The organism is Pseudomonas fluorescens, assembly GCF_041354075.1.
In the GTDB taxonomy this organism is placed as follows: domain Bacteria; phylum Pseudomonadota; class Gammaproteobacteria; order Pseudomonadales; family Pseudomonadaceae; genus Aquipseudomonas; species Aquipseudomonas fluorescens_CE.
Genome location: NZ_JARZGC010000001.1, coordinates 75,497 through 92,619, shown reverse-complemented (window position 1 = coordinate 92,619; position 17,123 = coordinate 75,497). Strand labels below are relative to the sequence as shown.

General features: G+C 62.6%; 15 protein-coding genes. 6 read left to right on the top strand and 9 right to left on the bottom strand.

What is annotated here, in order from left to right; all coding sequences use genetic code 11:
* Nucleotides 1-115 precede the first annotated feature (115 nt).
* Nucleotides 116-1,009, top strand: coding sequence for a LysR family transcriptional regulator (locus QIW53_RS00445; RefSeq protein ID WP_371047744.1), 894 nt, complete (start codon nucleotides 116-118; stop codon nucleotides 1,007-1,009).
* Nucleotides 1,010-1,145: 136 nt separating this feature from the next.
* Here the strand turns inward: QIW53_RS00445 and QIW53_RS00440 are convergent, their stop codons facing one another.
* Nucleotides 1,146-1,505 carry a cupin domain-containing protein gene (locus tag QIW53_RS00440; RefSeq protein ID WP_371047743.1) on the bottom strand — a complete coding sequence of 120 codons (360 nt, stop codon included), beginning with the start codon at nucleotides 1,503-1,505 and terminating at the stop codon, nucleotides 1,146-1,148.
* Between the two features lie 17 nt (nucleotides 1,506-1,522).
* Complete coding sequence (locus tag QIW53_RS00435; protein WP_371047742.1) at nucleotides 1,523-2,920, bottom strand: NAD(P)/FAD-dependent oxidoreductase; 1,398 nt, start codon at nucleotides 2,918-2,920, stop codon at nucleotides 1,523-1,525.
* A 158-nt stretch (nucleotides 2,921-3,078) separates the two neighbouring features.
* Here QIW53_RS00435 and QIW53_RS00430 point away from each other — a divergent pair, with 158 nt between their 5' ends.
* Complete coding sequence (locus QIW53_RS00430; protein ID WP_371047741.1) at nucleotides 3,079-3,888, top strand: helix-turn-helix domain-containing protein; 810 nt, start codon at nucleotides 3,079-3,081, stop codon at nucleotides 3,886-3,888.
* Between the two features lie 36 nt (nucleotides 3,889-3,924).
* Here the strand turns inward: QIW53_RS00430 and QIW53_RS00425 are convergent, their stop codons facing one another.
* A complete protein-coding gene (locus QIW53_RS00425; protein ID WP_371047740.1) occupies nucleotides 3,925-4,956 on the bottom strand; it encodes a UV damage endonuclease UvsE in 1,032 nt (343 codons plus the stop codon).
* A 241-nt stretch (nucleotides 4,957-5,197) separates the two neighbouring features.
* Between QIW53_RS00425 and QIW53_RS00420 the strand changes: the two genes are divergently transcribed.
* Complete coding sequence (locus QIW53_RS00420; RefSeq protein WP_371047739.1) at nucleotides 5,198-7,870, top strand: sensor domain-containing protein; 2,673 nt, start codon at nucleotides 5,198-5,200, stop codon at nucleotides 7,868-7,870.
* 60 nt (nucleotides 7,871-7,930) lie between these two features.
* Here the strand turns inward: QIW53_RS00420 and QIW53_RS00415 are convergent, their stop codons facing one another.
* The 5 genes from QIW53_RS00415 to QIW53_RS00395 all read right to left on the bottom strand — a co-directional run bounded on the left by QIW53_RS00415 (nucleotide 7,931) and on the right by QIW53_RS00395 (nucleotide 13,510).
* Nucleotides 7,931-9,094: a carboxylate-amine ligase gene (locus tag QIW53_RS00415; protein WP_371047738.1), complete on the bottom strand. Its 1,164-nt coding sequence runs from the start codon at nucleotides 9,092-9,094 to the stop codon at nucleotides 7,931-7,933.
* A 13-nt stretch (nucleotides 9,095-9,107) separates the two neighbouring features.
* A complete protein-coding gene (locus QIW53_RS00410) occupies nucleotides 9,108-9,386 on the bottom strand; it encodes a hypothetical protein (protein WP_371047737.1) in 279 nt (92 codons plus the stop codon).
* A 103-nt stretch (nucleotides 9,387-9,489) separates the two neighbouring features.
* Nucleotides 9,490-10,407: a homocysteine S-methyltransferase family protein gene (locus tag QIW53_RS00405; protein ID WP_371047736.1), complete on the bottom strand. Its 918-nt coding sequence runs from the start codon at nucleotides 10,405-10,407 to the stop codon at nucleotides 9,490-9,492.
* Entirely contained in the window at nucleotides 10,407-11,381 is a 975-nt protein-coding gene (locus QIW53_RS00400; protein ID WP_371048068.1) for an ABC transporter substrate-binding protein, read from the bottom strand. The genes QIW53_RS00405 and QIW53_RS00400 overlap by 1 nt, the downstream gene beginning before the upstream one ends.
* A gap of 86 nt (nucleotides 11,382-11,467) precedes the next feature.
* Nucleotides 11,468-13,510: an ATP-binding cassette domain-containing protein gene (locus tag QIW53_RS00395; protein ID WP_371048067.1), complete on the bottom strand. Its 2,043-nt coding sequence runs from the start codon at nucleotides 13,508-13,510 to the stop codon at nucleotides 11,468-11,470.
* A gap of 418 nt (nucleotides 13,511-13,928) precedes the next feature.
* Here QIW53_RS00395 and QIW53_RS00390 point away from each other — a divergent pair, with 418 nt between their 5' ends.
* Nucleotides 13,929-14,375 carry a cupin domain-containing protein gene (locus QIW53_RS00390; protein ID WP_371047735.1) on the top strand — a complete coding sequence of 149 codons (447 nt, stop codon included), beginning with the start codon at nucleotides 13,929-13,931 and terminating at the stop codon, nucleotides 14,373-14,375.
* A 214-nt stretch (nucleotides 14,376-14,589) separates the two neighbouring features.
* Nucleotides 14,590-15,210, top strand: a complete 621-nt coding sequence (locus QIW53_RS00385; protein ID WP_371048066.1) for a LysE family translocator — start codon at nucleotides 14,590-14,592, stop codon at nucleotides 15,208-15,210.
* Nucleotides 15,211-15,329: 119 nt separating this feature from the next.
* On the opposite strand, the gene QIW53_RS00380 is transcribed toward QIW53_RS00385, so the two are convergent.
* Nucleotides 15,330-16,271: a catalase family peroxidase gene (locus QIW53_RS00380; RefSeq protein WP_371047734.1), complete on the bottom strand. Its 942-nt coding sequence runs from the start codon at nucleotides 16,269-16,271 to the stop codon at nucleotides 15,330-15,332.
* Between the two features lie 227 nt (nucleotides 16,272-16,498).
* On the opposite strand from QIW53_RS00380, the gene QIW53_RS00375 reads away from it, so the two are divergent.
* The gene (locus QIW53_RS00375; protein WP_371047733.1) at nucleotides 16,499-17,119 is read left to right on the top strand and encodes a helix-turn-helix transcriptional regulator; all 621 of its coding nucleotides are present in this window, start codon (nucleotides 16,499-16,501) and stop codon (nucleotides 17,117-17,119) included.
* Nucleotides 17,120-17,123 lie beyond the last annotated feature (4 nt).

The window sequence follows — 17,123 nt, the reverse complement described above, 5'->3', positions numbered from 1 at the left end:
TGGAACCGGTTGAGTGACTGACGCTTGGAGCCATCTTCAAGACAAACCAGATTGACATCAAATGATTTGTTTTCTAGGTTTCATGTGAATTCAACTAACCGAAAAACGAGCAGACATGGCTCTCAAAGCGACGCGTCGCCTCCCCTCCCTGATCGCCTTGCGCGCCTTCGACGCCCTCGTCCGACAAGGCAGCACCGGCGGTGCCGCGCTGGAACTGCACGTGACCCACAGCGCGATCAGCCATCAGATCAAGAAGCTCGAAGAAGAGCTGGAAGTGGCCCTGGTGGAGCGCCAGGGTAAAGGCGTACATCTGACCTCGGCCGGCAGAAAGCTTAGCCAACTGGTCAACGGCGCGTTCGAGCAATTGCGCGATATCCAGACCGCCCTGCCCACCTCGACCCCCTCAGGCAGCCTGCGCATTGCCTGCGCCCCGGCGCTGCTGGCGCGCATTTCGAAAATCCTCGACCGCTTCCTGCGTGATTACCCGGACGTGTCGCTCTACATGCTGCCGATCGAGCAGGCCACGCCGAACGTGGATATGGTGATCTCGTTCGGTGACAGCCAGGTCGAGGGCCAACGGATCGCGGCACTGGGCGACATCATGTATTTCCCGGTGGGCAACCCGCGCCTTTTGAACGGCAGCGAACCCCTGCGCAAACCGCGCGACCTGGAACGGCAGGTGTTGCTGCACGAGGACGAAGGGTACGACTGGAGCCGCTACTTCCTGGCGGCGGGCATTCCCAGCCTCCAGGGCCGGCAGAACATCTACCTGCCCAACGCCTCCCTGACCATCGACGCGGCCATCGCCGGTACCGGCGTGACCATCAGCGATCACATCCTGGCGGGCGAGCACCTGGCCCAGGGCACCCTGATCCGGCTGTTCGACATCGAGTTCCCGGCCCCGCACCCTTACTTCATCATCATGCCGCCACGGGGCGACAATGATCTGGCCAAGGCCTTTTCGGACTGGCTGATGCGCGAGCTGGAGATGATTGCGCGGGTGGGTTGAGTGTTGGTCGACGAGATTGTTGGTGGTAGTGCGGCCCCCATCGCGGGCAAGCCCGCCCCCACAGGGATCTGTGGCGTTCACAAAACCTGTGGGAGCGGGCTTGCCCGCGATGGGGCCAGAACATCCAAAGCAAATCTCACCCCCGCAGAATCATGAACACCTTGCGCACCGGCGTGAGGTTCTCCCAGGTGCCCTTGAACCCTGCCGCCACCACGAACGTGGCGCCGGCCTTGAACTCCTGGCTGACACCCTGGCTATCGGTCAGCCGCACATGCCCTTCGAGCAGGTGACAGAGTTCGTCGTAGTCGCATTCGCAGCGTTCGAGGTGCTCGGGCGCTTCCCAGATCCCGGCGGTGGCTTTCTTCTGCGGGTCGACGAAATGCCGCCAGCTGCGGCTGCGATACGGCGTGTCGACCAGCGCCGGATCGCGGGTTTCCAGCTCGACGGCCGGCAGTTCGGGGTTGGCGAAATCGATGATGTGTTCAGGCTTGTTCATGGACATACTCACTTCAGTCAGGAATCGAACCCGATGCCCAGTGCATCGAAGCCCTTGAGCAGCCAGTCGCGGTGCCCGGTGAGGTCTTCGCGGGCCAGCGAACGCTGTGCCAACGACACGCCCGCATACCGCAGGGGCTCGGGTGGAAACGGAAATGGTGCGGTGGAGGTCATCGCCAGTTTCGTGCGCTCGGTCGGCTTGCCCTCGAGCAGATCGAGCATCGTCAACGCGGCGAAACGGCTGGCGGACACCCCCTGCCCGGTGAACCCCTGCGCATAGGCCACGCGCCCGTTCGATGAGGTGCCGCAGAACATCGTGGTGCGCGCCGAGGTGTCGATGATGCCGCCCCAGGCATGGCTGAACCTGACGTCGGCCAGCGCCGGGAACGCCGACTGGAACTGCCGGGCCAGGGTCGCGAAGCTGGCGGGACGTTGCGTCAGGGCCTCATCGCGCCGACTGCCGAAGTGATAGATGGCGTCGTAACCACCCCAGAGAATCCGGTGGTCCTCGGTCTTGCGCAGGTAATGAAACTGGTTGCCGCTGTCGGCAATGCCGTAGCGCCCGACCCAGCCGATGGCGCGCAACTGTGCGTCGTCGAGCGGCTGGGTCGCCAGGGCGTAGTCATAGATCGGGATGACTTTGGACTTCAGCGAACCCAGCAAGGGTGGCGCAATGTTGGTGGCGAGGGCGACCTTGGGCGCCTTGACCGTGCCCAGGCCGGCTTCCAGCACCTGATCGGGACCGTCCTGGCGCAAGGCGCTGACCGCAGAATGTTCGAACAGCTGCACGCCCTGCGCCAGGCACACCCGCCGCAGCTCCGACACCATTTTCACCGGGTTGAGCAAGGCATAGTTGGGCTCGAAGACCCCCGCGACATAGTCGGGCGAGTCGAGGTACGCCTTGAGCCCATCGCCCTCCAGGTACTGGCAGACAATACCGAACCGTTCGTAGTTGCGCTGCATCGAACGTAGCCCCTCGACTTGCCAGGGCTGATGAGCGACGTTGAGCTTGCCCTTGCGTTCGAACGCGACATCCATGGCGTAGCGCTGCAGATCCTGCTCAAAGGCATCCAGGTTTTCCCGGCCCAGGCGCACCAGTTGCTCGGCTTCACCGGGCCAGCGTTTCAGCGCATTGGCCACCCCGTGGGAAATGCTCGGCGCGCAAAATCCACCGTTGCGCCCGCTGGCTTCGCCGCCGCACTGCCCGGCCTCCAGCACCACAACCGTCGCGTCGGGCCAGCGCTGGCGCGCCATCAGCGCCGTCCACAACCCCAGGAAACCGCCGCCGACAATGGCCAGATCGCACGAGACATCGCCGGTCAGGCGAGGGGCCACAGGCAGGTCGACTCGCGTGTCCTGCCAGACCGGGTGGGGCCGGGCATCGGCCAGGGACTGGTTCGCGGAGTGGGATGTCATGGGCGCAGGCTCCAAAAATTTCATGGGCTGACGCTAAAGCAATGGCCGGCGCTTTCACAGGGGTGCCGACGTGGCGAACCTCGCAGCGGACACGGGCGGAAAACCGACGCTTCTGGAATACTCTGGACATTGCCCTCATCCGCGCCATGGAGTTCGTTGTGCAAGCACTGGATTTACCCACCACCGCGACCTTCGTGCCCGACCCTGCCAGCACGCAGACCCACGAGGTCGCCGTGCGTTATCACCAGGCCTGGAAGCGCCGTGACCTCGATGCGGTAATGGCGCTGTATGACCCGGCGGTGGAGTACAACGACTTCCTGCAGAACCGCACCCTGGACTACGAGCAACTGCGCGACTACCTCGGCGCCAGCATGCCGCTGGGAGCGCAGGAGTTGCAGACCTACACCGACCGCCTGCGCATCGATGGCGACACGGCATTTCTGCAATACCAGGTGACGCTCAACGGCAGCGAGGGCCTGGTTTCATTTCGCACGGTGGAAGCGCTGTCGATCAGGCAGGGGCTGATTGTCAAAGTCAACGAACATGCGGTGCTGGTCAGCCAGGCGCCGTCGGTGCCCCGCCCGGCCTCCAGCGCTGGTGCGGTCAGTCGCCTGGGCTTGTCCGCCCGGCAGATCGGGGCGCTGGCCAATGACTTGCAGCAGTATTTCGAGCAGTCCAAGCCCTTTCTCGATCCCCGGCTGGACCTGTCCCATGTGGCCGCGTCGACCGGGTACACGCGCAACCAGATTTCGTTTTTCCTCAATCAGGTTCGCGGCCAGACCTTTTACGCGCTGCTCAACCAGTTGCGCCTGGATGAGGCGCTGGAACGGATAAAGGCCCAGGGGACGACGGCGCGCATCGACGAAATTGCGAGTGCGGCGGGCTTCAATTCGCTGTCGACGTTTTATCGGTGTTTCAAGGAAAGGACCGGGGTTTCACCGAAGGCGTACCGCCCGGATTCCCTGTAGGAGCGAGCATGCTCGCGATGGTGGTCCGAGCCCGCGTCACAGTTTGGCAACGGACCTGGCATATTCGTAAAACGCCAACGCCGCCAGATTCTTGTCCTTGGCTTCGAGCATGATGTCGAACCGGTCGAAAAACTGCAGCGCGTAGTCGTTGGTCCAGCGGTTCCACATCTGGTCGCTGTGGGCGTACAGGTCGCGCTTCGACACCACCTTCAACAACGCCTCCATCTCCAGCTTGTGCTCGGCGTCAAAACCCGACGCCTGCAAGTGTTCCGGCGGCTGCGAGTAGTGCATCGTCGGGCGTACGCCGCGCCAGCTCTCGATCACACGCGCCACCCTCGGGGAATCGGGGTCGATGTAGTCGTTCTCGTTGATCCAGCAGTGGTGAATATCCAGCACCACCGGCGCCAGGTCTGCGACTTGCAGGCAATGGTCCAGGCCATAGGTCTTTTCGTCGTTCTCGAAGGTGATGCAGTTGCGGGCCACTTCCGACAACCGTGCCCAGGTGGCTCGGGTTCCCTCGACCCCAAGGCGCCCGGCGATGTGCACGTTGCACTTCAGATCCTGAAAGCGTTGGCCGTAACCCATCATCCGGATCATGTCGGCGTGGTACTCGAATTCCGCCAGGCTGTTTTCCACCACCCCCGGGTTGTCCGAACCGAGCACGCAGTACTGGCCGGGGTGAAACGACAGGCGGATATCCAGAGATCGCGCCAGATCGCCAATCGCCGCGAACCCTTCCACAAGTTGCCGCTCGACCCCTGGGTCGCGGTAAAAATCCCGGACCTTGGGATGGCTGTAGAACGGCAGCAGGTCACTGCTGAGGCGAAGCATGCGCAACGTCGAGGGCAATTCGCCGACGTAGGCCAGCAAACGCAATTGAGCCGCCAGGTTGTGCAGCACCACTTCCAGCAATTTGTCGCGCGCCACCTGCGGCGCCACTCCGTCCATCCAGCGCAAGGTGGTGGTGCGCGGGTTGAACGGCCCTTCGAGCAACTTCAGCCCGGACACCGACTGGTCACGCTGGGGGTGTTTGTACTGGCAGGCAAAGCCGATGCGAGGGTGGGTCATGGTAAGAGCCTGGGCTGGAGTGGCGTAAGGCGCCGGATCATACGGTGTTAGGTCCGCTTTCAGGCAGGGGTTCAGTCAATATTCATCGAAACTTTCGCCCCCCGTCGCCAGTCAGGTGATAGGCAAGTGCCTTGCATGGATTCAAAGGAATGATGCATTGGGAAAAACGAGAGCCGATGGGGCTGAAAACGGCAGACATGGCCTGGCTGAAGTGCACAAAAGTCGGTGGCGCGGGCTTGTGGTGCCCACCGGTATTTTCCTGTGCGGCCTGGTCGTCTCCGTCATTCTGGGCGCGCTGGATGCCCAGGGTGAAACTCTGGACTGGCCGTCCAGCACGCTGGTGTTATCGCCGCTCTTCGTCGCGGCCCTGACCGGCACCGTGCTGATGACCTGGTTCACGGCGCAACTGGGCAAGAGCAACCGCCTGATCCACCAGCGCCATGCGGAACTGGCCCGGGAAATCGAAGAACGTCGCACGGTCGAGTTATCACTGGTCAACAGTGAGGCCAGGTTCCGCGCCTTGTTCGAGCGCTCGCCCGACCCGATCTGGATTCTGCGCCAGGGCGGCGTCTGCATAGACGCCAACGCCGCCGCGACGCGCGCCTTCGGCTTTGACGACCCCTCCAGTTTGCGGGGCATCCAGCCAACCGATATTTCACCCGACTACCAAAGCGATGGACAATCCTCGGCGGTGAAGGCGCAGGCGATGCTGAGCACAGCACTGACCAATGGCGTGCACCGTTTCGAGTGGCTGCATAAACGCACCGACGGTACGGTCTTCCCAACCGAGGTGACCCTGTGCTCGGTCAATCTCGCCGAAGAGCCCATGCTTTATGCGGTGGTGCGCGATATTTCCGACCGCAGGCTGGCCGAGGAGGCCTTGCAGACCCAGACCGCCCTGCTGTCGGACATTGTCGAAAACGCGCCTTCGCTCATCTATGTGTACGACACCGACGGCAGGCTGCGACTGTGCAATCGCATGTTCGAACAGGTGGCCAACGTGACGTTCGAAGAAATGGAAGGCCACACGCGAGAATTCTACCTGCCAAGCGCCGACGCCAGGATGCTGCGCGAAAATGACCAGAAAGTGCTGTCCACCGGCGCCATCCTGCGCTTCGAGGACCGTGTGGAGCATGAGGGCACGACACGCACGTTTCTGACTACCAAATGCGTGCTGCGCGGCGCAACCGGCCAGCCCTCCGGCGTACTGGGGATTTCCACCGACATCACCGCCAGCAAGCAGAGCAGCGAGCAGCTGCGCCTGGCGGGCATCGTGCTGGACAATACCGCCGACGGCGTGATCATCACCAATGCCCGGGGCCATATCCTGTCGGTCAATGCCGCGTACACCCGCATCACCGGGTTCGCTGCCGAAGCGTCGATCGGCTTCAAGCCCGACATTCTCGTCTCGGACCAACAGGACAATGCCTTCTACCGCGACATGATCCAGAGCCTGAAAACCATGGGCCTGTGGCGAGGAGAGCTGTGGAACCGGCGCAAGAACGGCGAATTGTATCCCCAGTGGCTGACCATCAACACGGTGTACAACGACGCAGGCAACATCATCAATTACGTTGCCGTGTTTTCGGACATGTCGGCGATCAATCAATCTCGATCCGATCTGGAGCGGGCATCGCATTACGATCCAGTGACCGCCCTTCCCAACCGGTCGCTGTTCCATGAACGCTTGCAGCATTCGCTGGATCGGTCCCTCAGTGATAGCCAGGTTTTGGCGGTGGTGGTTGTCGACCTTGACGGTTTCAAGACGGTCAATGACAGCCTGGGCCACTCCATGGGCGATCTGTTGCTGCAGCAGACGGCGGCCCGCTTTCTCGCATGCGTGCGCGCCGAAGACACGGTGTCCCGCCTGGGTGGCGATGAGTTTGCCCTGATCCTGAACAACCTGACCCACCCGGTTGACGCGATCATCACCGCCAAGAAATTGCTCGCCTCGCTGCAGGAACCCTTTGACCTGAAAGGCGCCTCCGCTTTGTTGACCGCCAGTATCGGCATCTCCATCTCCCCCCAGGATGCCCAAACCGCCGAACTGCTGCTCAGGCAGGCCGACACGGCGATGTATGGCGCCAAGGACGGCGGGCGCAACGACTACCGCTTTTACCAACCCGAGATGACGTTGCGCGCCCAGGAACGCATGAACAGCGAACGCTTCTTGCGCCGCGCCGTGCTCAATCGCGAATTCGAGGTCTGGTACCAGCCCAAGATAAACCTGCAGAACTACGCCGTCGCGGGGGCGGAAGCCCTGATCCGCTGGCGCGACCCTGCGCAAGGATTGATCTCGCCTGCCGCCTTCATTCCGCTGGCGGAAAGCACCGGCTTGATCATTCAGATCGGCGAACAGGTGGTCGACACGGTCTGCCGGGATATCAGGCGCTGGATGGACGCTGACCTGGCTTGCGGCGTCATCGCAGTCAACGTCGCCGCGCTGCAGATCGACCGCAGCGATTATGTCGAAACCCTGAGGTGTGCGCTTGACCTGTTCGACCTGCCCGCCAGCGTCCTGGAAGTGGAAGTGACCGAAAGCCTGATGATGGCCAGTCCCGAACATTCCAGGGAAGTGCTGAGCACCTTGCAGACCCTGGGCATCACGACCGCCATCGATGACTTTGGCACCGGTTACTCGTCCCTGGCTTATCTCAGGATCCTGCCCATCAACCACATCAAGATCGATCGCAGTTTCATCACCGACTTGCCCCATGACCCGAGCAATGTCGCCATCACCAAGACCATCGTCGAACTGGGTCATGCGCTGGGCTTCAGGATCATTGCCGAAGGAGTCGAAACCCTGGAACAGGATCAATTCCTCAGGGCGATCGGTTGCGACCAGGCCCAGGGCTATCTCTACGGACGCCCGATGCCGCCAGCGGATTTCGAACGCTGGTTGAACACCCGATAATCCACACAGATCTGGGGATGTTCATGGACGAGCCATCGGCCCTCAATCAGGGCGCAGCCTTCACAGTGCCGCTGCCAATGCCTTGGGATCGACCCGCACAACGGGTTGTGCGGTTTCCATCAGCAGATCATCAACCACCCGCGAAAGTGCCTGTTCGGGTGAATCGCCACTGCTGATGCAGGCTTGGTAAACGCGGCGTTGTCGGTCGGCACTGGTCCCCTCCAGAATGATGCGACGCAGGTCGCCGAAAACATGCTCGACACCCATCAGTCGGGCAGTCTCACCCAGGGTTTGCTCGGCCAGGAACAACCATTGCTCAAGGGTAAACGCCCAGTCGAAACCTTCGACGAGAAACGCGGCGTCACGTCCCGACCGTTTCGCCCGCCAGCGATTTTCCATCACGAGCCAGCGTGATTTCGCCGAGTAATGCGCGCCCGCACGGGGCTGGGCGACGGCGTGGGCGACCATCACACGAAACAGCGAAGCCAGGCTGAGGGCGTCCTCCAGGCGAGGACAAGCGTCGGTCATCCGCAGTTCGAGCGTCGGGTAATGTACCGATGGCCGAATGGCCCACCAACACCCCCCAGCGTCCTTGATGACGCCACTGGCCACTTGAAACGCAACATAGGCATCCAGGGCGGCCTGATCTTCCAGCAACTCTGGAATCCCCATGCGCGGCCACTCGTCACAGGCGGTCTGGCGGTAGCTGGCGAAACCGCTGTCATCGCCCTGCCAGAACGGCGACGAACTGCTCAGTGCCAGCAACAAAGGGGTCCAGGGCAGTACCTCGTTCATGATGCGGATGCGATCTCGGTCAGCCGGAATTTCCACGTGCACGTGCAGGCCCGAAAGCAGGCTGCGGCGGGCGACATGCTGGTAATCGTCGAACAGCTGCTGGAAATAAGGGTCAGCGGTGGGGCGTTGCCCACGCCAGTCAGCGAGGGGATGACTGCCGACACTCAGCAGACCCAGACCAAAGGGCTGTAGCGCCTGCTGCAATGCGCCACGGGCATTCCCCAGATAATCCGCCGCCTGGGACAGCCCCGTGAACACCGGTGAAGCCACTTCAATCTGGGACTGGAACATCTCGCAGGCAAAATGTTGACCCAAGGCTGCGCGGCAGACGTCGCTGACGGCACTCGGGTTTCGCCCAGGTATCTGTCGCGTGACCAGATCCGTGATGAAATACTCTTCCTCGATACCGAATCGCAGTTGCTCGCTCATGTCGCCTCCTGCGTTATGAAACGTTCAGACCACCGGAACACGGCGGATGGTAATCCTCACCCGCCACCGCCCGCAGATACGCCTGATCCGCTTCCAGCCGCAGGTCACGCCATTCCTGCCAATCGATGAGGCCGTTACGATCCATCTCGTCGGCCTGACGCAGCAGCTCGTCGTGGTAGGTGTTGGGGCAGTTCATGCGCAGCGTGCAGTCATCGAGTGCACGATGCCAGGCATCGAGGGCGAGAAGCCGTCGGTGGTCAAGGGGGGTCAGCAAGTTCTCGAAGTGGCTCATGGCGGCATCGCTCCCGGGATGTTCTGCTATGGAACATCCCGGGCGACGCGCAGTTCAGCAGAACCGACAGGGGGTGTTGTCTGCCCTGCCGTCAACCGTAGGGTCAGACAATTGCAGGCGCTGGCGAGACCAGGTGCTGGTGCAATTGCGCAATGTGTTCCGGCCCAATGCCGCAGCAACCGCCGACGATGCTGGCGCCGGCGGTCACCCAGGTGCGGGACCAGTCCAGGTAGGAGGCCGGGGTCAGGTCGGCGCGGATCTCCAGCAAGGTGCTGTTGGCCTTGGCCTCACTGTTGACCGGTGGGAACGCGTTGGCATACACCCCGAGTTCAAGGGCTTGACCCAGGCGCTGGATAACCGCTTGCGCTTCAACCAGTGCACCGCCCATGACTTCCGGCTGACTGCAGTTGAACAGCACGGTTTGGACACCCAGCTCGACGGCAATCTGCACCGCCTCGCCCACCGCCTCACCGGAGCGCAGACGCGGCGCGCCATCGGGGTCGTCCAGCAAGGTGAAAGACAACCACAGCGGCTTCGAATCCGCCCCCAGCGCTTCATGCACCGCGCGAACCTCGGCAATCGAGCTTTGGGTTTCCGCCAGCCAGACATCCACGTGGTCATGCAACCCGGCAATCAGTTGCCGATGAATGTCGACGCTGCGCGCGTGATCGAACAAGTCCGGCCGGTACGAGCCAAGGGCCGGCGGCAACGAACCGGCCACCGTGACCGGCTCGGCAATCTCATCCGCCGCCTGACGCGCCAGGCGTCCGGCCCGTTCAGCCAGGGTTCGGCCGTGCTCGGCAAAGCGCTCTTCTCCAATGTGAAACGGCACCACCGCGTAGCTGTTGGTGGTGATGATCCGGGCACCGGCCGCGATGAACGCGCGGTGGGCCTGCAGCACGAAGTCCGGGGATTCGATCAACGCCAGCGCCGACCATTCCGGTTGGCGGAAAGGCGCGCCGATGCGCTGCAATTCCCGGCCCATGCCGCCGTCGAGCAAACGCAGGTTCGATGCACTCATCAGTTGGCACTCAGCTTTTGCGCCGGACCGGCCAGCCACTGGTCGACGATTGCAGGGTTGGCCTTGACCCAGGCCTTGGCCGCGACATCGGCCGGCTGTTTTTCCTTCTCGATCTTCAGGATCAGGTCATTGAGCTGCGACGGCTCGATGGCCACGTTCTGCAGAAACTCGGCAATCTTCGGTGCCCGCTTTTGCAGGGCGACGGAGGACAGCACGTAGACCTTGGCATCCGGGAATGCGCAGGTGATCTGGCTCTTGTTCAGCCAGTCCGGGTCCACAGTCGGGCTGATGAATTTCCAGCAGCCATCGGCCTTGTACAGCGGATCGCCTTTCTTGTTGTCCTGGGCATAACCGTCGAAGGCCGGCTCTTCCAGGCGACGCAGGTCGAAGGCGGAGAAGATCCAGTCCGGGGTGTAGGCATAGAACACCACGCCGCGCTGGGCCTTGTAGGCCGCCGCCAGTTTCGAATAGGTCACCGCAGCCTCGGTGGAAATCGACTCGAATTTATCGGCGAACTGGTAATCCTTGGCCTTGATTTGACCAATGTAGGTCGACTCCCAACCCGCCGGCCCCACCAGCAACTGGGCCTTGCCACCGCCCAGGGGTTCGAAGAGCTTGGCCACTTCCGGCTTCTTCAGGTCATACACGGATTTGACCCCGTATTTGTCCTGCAGATAGCCGGGGATGTAGAAGCCTTGCTCCCCCACATAGGGCTGCTTGTTCGGCACCAGCGAGCGGGTGCCGCCGGTGACGTACTTGGCCCACGCCGCGGATTGGTTGGGCAGCCAGATGTCGGTCAGCACGTCGACCGAACCGTCGCCTTTGGACGCCGCACTGAACAGCACCGGGACATCCCCGGCCAGGTAGGAAACGTCGGCGTCCAGACGGGTTTGCAGCACTTCTCCGAGGATGTGCTGGATGGCGATGGCCCCGGTCCAGTTCTGTTCGCCGATGACGATCTTGTCCTTGGCCATGGCCGTGGCGGAACCGATCAGGGAAGCCAGCAATGCCGCTGTGCCGAGGGTGCGCGATAGGCGTGTCTTCACGATAAATCTCACTGTCAGTGGTGGAGGTGGTCTTGCTTGCGCAAGCTCGATTGAATGATTCGGTCGGGGATCAGCGCGCACACGACAATCGCGATGCCGGCCAGCACGCCCTCGCCGCCCTTGATGTTGCGCAGCGCGGTCATGACGTCGTAACCCAGGCCGCCGGCGCCGATCAGGGCCGCAACCACCACCATCGACAGGCTCATCACGATGGTCTGGTTGATCCCCAGCAGCAGCGAGCGGCGGGCCAGCGGCAACTGCACTTTGATCAGGGTCTGCCAGGGGCTGGCGCCGTGTGCCACGGCGGCTTCGACCGCGTCTTTGGGCACTTCCTGGATGCCCAGCGACGTCAGGCGGATCATCGGCGCCAGGGCGAAGATCACGGTGGCGATCACCGCAGGCGTCTTGCCCACCGAGAAGAACGCCACAGCGGGAATCAGATAGACGAAGGTCGGCAGGGTCTGCATGACATCCAGTAACGGCGTGACCAGGCGGCGCACCAGCGGTCGCTTGGCCAGCACGATGCCGGTGGGCACACCCAGCACCAGGGCGATCAGCACCGAGGAACCCACCAGCGCCAGCGTGGCAATGGTGTGCTCCCAGAAGCCGAACAGACCGATGTACAACAAGGCGGCAGCGCTGGTGAGCGCCAAGGCCCATCCGGCGGAGCGCCAGGCCAGGAACACCAGCGCCAGCGCCGAGACCGGCCATGGCAACCAGCCCAGGATGTTTTCCACGCCCTCGATCACCGTGCGCACGGCGACGATCACGCCCACGAATGCGCCTTCGAAGGTGATTTGCGACCAGCCGATGAAGTCGTCGATGCCTTGCGCGGTCAACAGCATGGCCTGGCGGTTGATGGGAAACTGCAACAGCGCATGGGTGGTTTCCGGCGTCAGCACGCGCCACAGCACCAGCGCCTGGGACACCAGCACCACCGCCAATGGCAGCAGCCAACCGGAGGGGCTGAAACGCGAGGCATGACGGCTCAGGGAAATCGCCGTCAGACGGCTGGCTGCCAGCACGAGCAGCGCCACCGGAACCAGCCACCAGGATGCGCTGGCAACGCCCTGCCCCAACGCGGCCAGGGCCGCGAGTTCGAGCGCATAGGTGCTCCAGAAGGAGCCGCCCTTGCCCCGCGCCGCCAACGCCGCCGGCCCCAGCAGCAGTGCTTGCCACCATGGCAACCCGGCAGTGGCCGGCTGCTCGCGAAGTTCCGGTTGCGCGGCGTGTACCGCCAGGCTGTTCACAGCGACGGGCGCGGATGAGGCGGGCTGGCAATCGCGGAAGAAATCTGCCACTTCGGCGTCGGCCGGTTGCTCAAGCAGCTGTTGCGGCGTCCCCAACTGCACCAGGCGCCCCCGGCGCAGCACCGCGATGCGGTCGGCCAGGCGGATCGCCTCGGCCGGATCATGGGTGACCAGCAGTGTCGTGATCCCGCGCTCACGGACCAGCGCCAGGAAATGACGTTGCAGGTCTCGCCGGATCGTCGGGTCCAGCGCGCTGAAAGGTTCGTCCATCAACAGGAAGTCCGGCTCCGTCACCAACGCCCTGGCCAGCCCGACGCGTTGCTGCATGCCGCCGGACAGCTCGCGGGGGTAATGCTCGCCCCAGCCCTCCAGGCCGACGGCCTTGAGTTGCACGGCGGCCGCCGCCAGGCGGATGGCTTCCGGCTCGCCACACAACTCCAGGGGTAGCGCGACATTCTCCAGGACCGTGCGATGGGGCAACAGGCCGAAATGCTGGAACACCATGCCGATGCGCCGTGACCTGAGCGTGCGCAGCGCACGGCTGCTCAACTCGCTGATGGCCTGGCCTTCGATCAGCACTTCACCCTGGGTCGGTTCGATCAAACGATTGATGTGGCGCAGCAAGGTCGACTTGCCGCTGCCCGAAGTGCCCATCAGGCACAGGACCTCACCGCGTCGCACCTTGAGACTGACGTCGTTGACCGCCGGCAAGGTGGCCGCGCCTTTCTGGCGCAGGTAGGTCTTGGTGACGGCCCGCAGTTCAAGCACCACATCGCCGTCCTGCTCAAGCTCGACGCCGGGTTGAATGGTCCATTGCGCAGACTCGCTGTCTGGTGCCAACGGGGTTTGAATGACTGTCACAGGCGCTCCCGGCAAACCACCTGCAAGAACACTCACTCACAGGTTCTGAAAAGTCGGGCGTCAGATCGTGACCGGAAATCGGCCAGCCCAACGCCAAAAAAACGCCCGGCTGGAAAGCCCGGCGCTCTGGATTGGCATAAAGCTAAACGATCTTAAAAAATTAATATAAATACTATTTTGGAATTAGCTTAGGCGACGTTTTGCTCGTGCTTTTGTACCGCAACGTATCCCCGGAGGCGGCGGCCAACTCCCGATACAAAAGCCCTCGGGCTCGACACGCGGCAGATACACCGCGCCCTCCTAATGAAGTCACCGCAGACGCGGCCCCTCAACCCTTCGCCGTGCTCTTCCAGGAGAACAAAAAATGTCTCGATTCAAGACTCGTAAAACCGCTGGCGTATTGGGTGCTGCCCTTGCTGCGAGCCTCGCACTGGGCGCATTCGCTGGCCTCACCCAGGCCGAAGACGTCAAGACTGCCAAGAGCTGGCAGACCGGCCTGCACCGTACGGACCTGTTGCGCGGGGACCTGGGGGCCGCCGACCGCGAAGTCATCCAGGTGCGTGTGGACTTCGAGCCAGGCGTCGCCGCGCCCAAACACTCTCACCCGGGTGTGGAAATCGCCCACGTCGACAGTGGCACGTTCGAGTACCAGCTCGAAGGCCAGCCATCCGTGACGCTGAAAGCGGGCGACTCGCTGTTCATTCCGGAAGGTGTCGCGCATACGGCAAAGAACGTTGGCTCGACCACCGCGTCGGAACTGGCGACCTACATCGTGAAGAAAAATACGCCGCTGTTGATCCTGTCCAAGTAAAGCGATATCGCATTCGCTGAAGAACCCTGTGAGAGCTGGCTTGCCAGCGATGAGGTCTGCATATCCAGCATCAATGGAGACTGACAGCCCGCATCGCGAGCAGGCTCGCTCCCACCAGGAACATGCATTGGCACATAACCACTGGGGCAGCCTGCTCAGGCATTCAGCGGCATGTTAACGTTCGTGGATGTTCCCTCTGCCGACGCCCCAGCCCATGTCCATCGCCGACAACCTTCTGGCCTTCACCCTCGCCGCTACCCTGCTGACATTGACCCCCGGCCTCGATACCGCATTGATCCTGAGGACCGCCACGGTGGAAGGTCGGCAGCAGGCATTGCGCGCGGCGCTGGGCATCAATGCCGGTTGCTTGTTATGGGGCGCCGCCGTCGCCTTCGGCCTGGGCGCGCTGATCGCTGTCTCGGAGCTGGCGTTCAATGTCCTGAAATACTGCGGCGCCGCGTACCTGGCCTGGCTGGGGCTGAACATGCTGCTGCGTCCACGCCGTTCGATTGCGCCGGTCGAAGCGGACACAAGGCCCAGTGGCAACTGGTTCCTCAAAGGCATGATGGGCAACGCCCTCAACCCCAAGGTCGGCATTTTCTACGTGTCATTCCTGCCCCAGTTCATCCCCCAGGGGCACAACCTCATTGCCTGGACCTTTGGCCTGGTGAGCATCCATGTCGCGCTGGGGCTGATCTGGGCCATGACCCTGATCGGCGCGACGCAGCCGCTGGCGCATTTTCTGCGCCGGGAAAACGTGATCAAGTGGATGGATCGCACAACCGGAATGATCTTCGTGCTGTTCGCCGCCCGGTTGGCGTTCAGCAAGCGTTGATCAGCAGGTTTTCCTGGACGAAAAAAACCCACACCAACGCGGTGTGGGTCAAAAATGGCTGGTTGCGGCCAACCAAAGGAGCCATTGATCCGACGCTCAAAATATCCCGTGACGGTTGATCAGTTCGCGTCCCGGTCGGCGGCCTGGCGACGCTCAAGCGACACGCTGTACGCCGCGCTGCGCGACATCAGCACCGGATCGTCCGAGGGTTCGATGCCGTCGGGCAGGCGCATCGGATCGAAGACGCCCGGGTTGCACAGAGCATCGGCCGCCGTGGCCTTAACGCTCAGGCAGCCCAGTTCGAGGCGGCCGTCCAGGTTCTCGCTCCAGAGTTGGGAGGGATCGACCAGCGAGTCCTGCGGACCGGCCGGCTGGATGTACAGGTCGAACTGCACAGCGCCGGTCTGCAAACGCGATTCGAGGTCCGCCGCCAGGAAAGCGTCGGGCAGATCGCCTTCCTGCGTCTCATCGAGATAGACCGTGCCTGCCACGGGTTCCATGACCAGTCGGCCCCATGTCCCCTCCCCCTTGCTGTTGACGAAGCGAAAGGCATGCGTCGAGAAATAAGGCGTGGTGGCATAGGACGCCGGTGCCGGGTGGGAGGCCAGCAGTCGCGGCTGGAGTTTGCCGTCGGGGAAGCTGGCTTCATACGCCTTGATGTTGTCGGGGTCAGGTTTTTTGGTCTCCGGATCGGCGACCCGTGCCTGCAGGAACGCGACGAAGGATGCGGGCGTCGCGGCGAAGAACACCGGCTCGGAGATCATCATCAGGTCGTAGGCCTGGGCGCCGTTGCTCAAATGCACCGACAGGCCCCGCACGGTACGGCTTTTATCGGAAACGTTAGGGTTGCCACCCCCTATCGAAAAGCGCAGCACGGCCGGAACGTCGCCCTGGGCAAACAGGCTGGAGCGCACCCACTGCGGCGCCTTCGCCGATGGCGTGAACTGCCCGGTCGCGCAGACACCTTTGGCGTGTGAGCTTCGAGCAGCCTTGTGTTTACCGAACACGGCGTTCAGGGCATCGACCATTTCGGCCGGACGGGCATTTTCATGTGCGTTCATTTGTATGGGCTCAGGAAAAATCAGGCTTGGCATCTTCCGGACGTCTGCACACCGCGACTTGCTGCAACAGCAGAAATCCCGCGCGTCCGCGTTTGGTTTTGGATTTGCCAGGCAAGTCTAACGGCACAAAGCGATTAACGACAATACCAATTGTCATTAATCGCTTTATCCCGCTTTTCCTGAAGGGATTGCTATGATTCGCACTTTTGGACCACAAGGGCTTTTTCGTGACCACGAAAAACGAGATCCTGCGCCTGTTGCAACGCGAACCGCTCACCGTCGTGCAGCTGTGCGCGCACCTCGACGTGACGCGCAACGCCATCAACGTGCAGTTGCGTCAGCTCGAAGCCGAAGGCGCGGTGCGCCGGGCTGCCGTCAAACAACGCGGGATGCTGGGTAAACCGCCGGTGGTGTACGAGGCGGCGCCGGGCAGCGAGGACATCGAATCGAGCGCCTACCGCCTGTTTCTGCGCGGGCTGTTGAAGGTCATGCAGACGCGCATGGATGAACGGCAGATCAGCGAGTTGCTCGATGAAACCGGTCGTCACCTCGCTCGCGAAGCCGGCATCGCCATGCCGCAGGATTTCCACAGCGGCCTGCAATCGGCCATGGCGGCTGCCAATTCGCTCGGCGCCAGCACCGAAGCCCATTCCCAGGAAGACGGGATCATGGTGCGCAACTACACCTGCCCGTTGGGCGGCGCGGTGCGCGACGAACCTTGCGTGTGTCGCGCCATGGCCTCGTTTTTTTCCGAGGCCACCGGGCAACCGGCGGCGGACCAGTGCCTTCGCGGCGAACGCCTGGTGTGCCAGTACCTGATCGAGCGGCCCCTGGAGAACGGGGCCTGAGCGT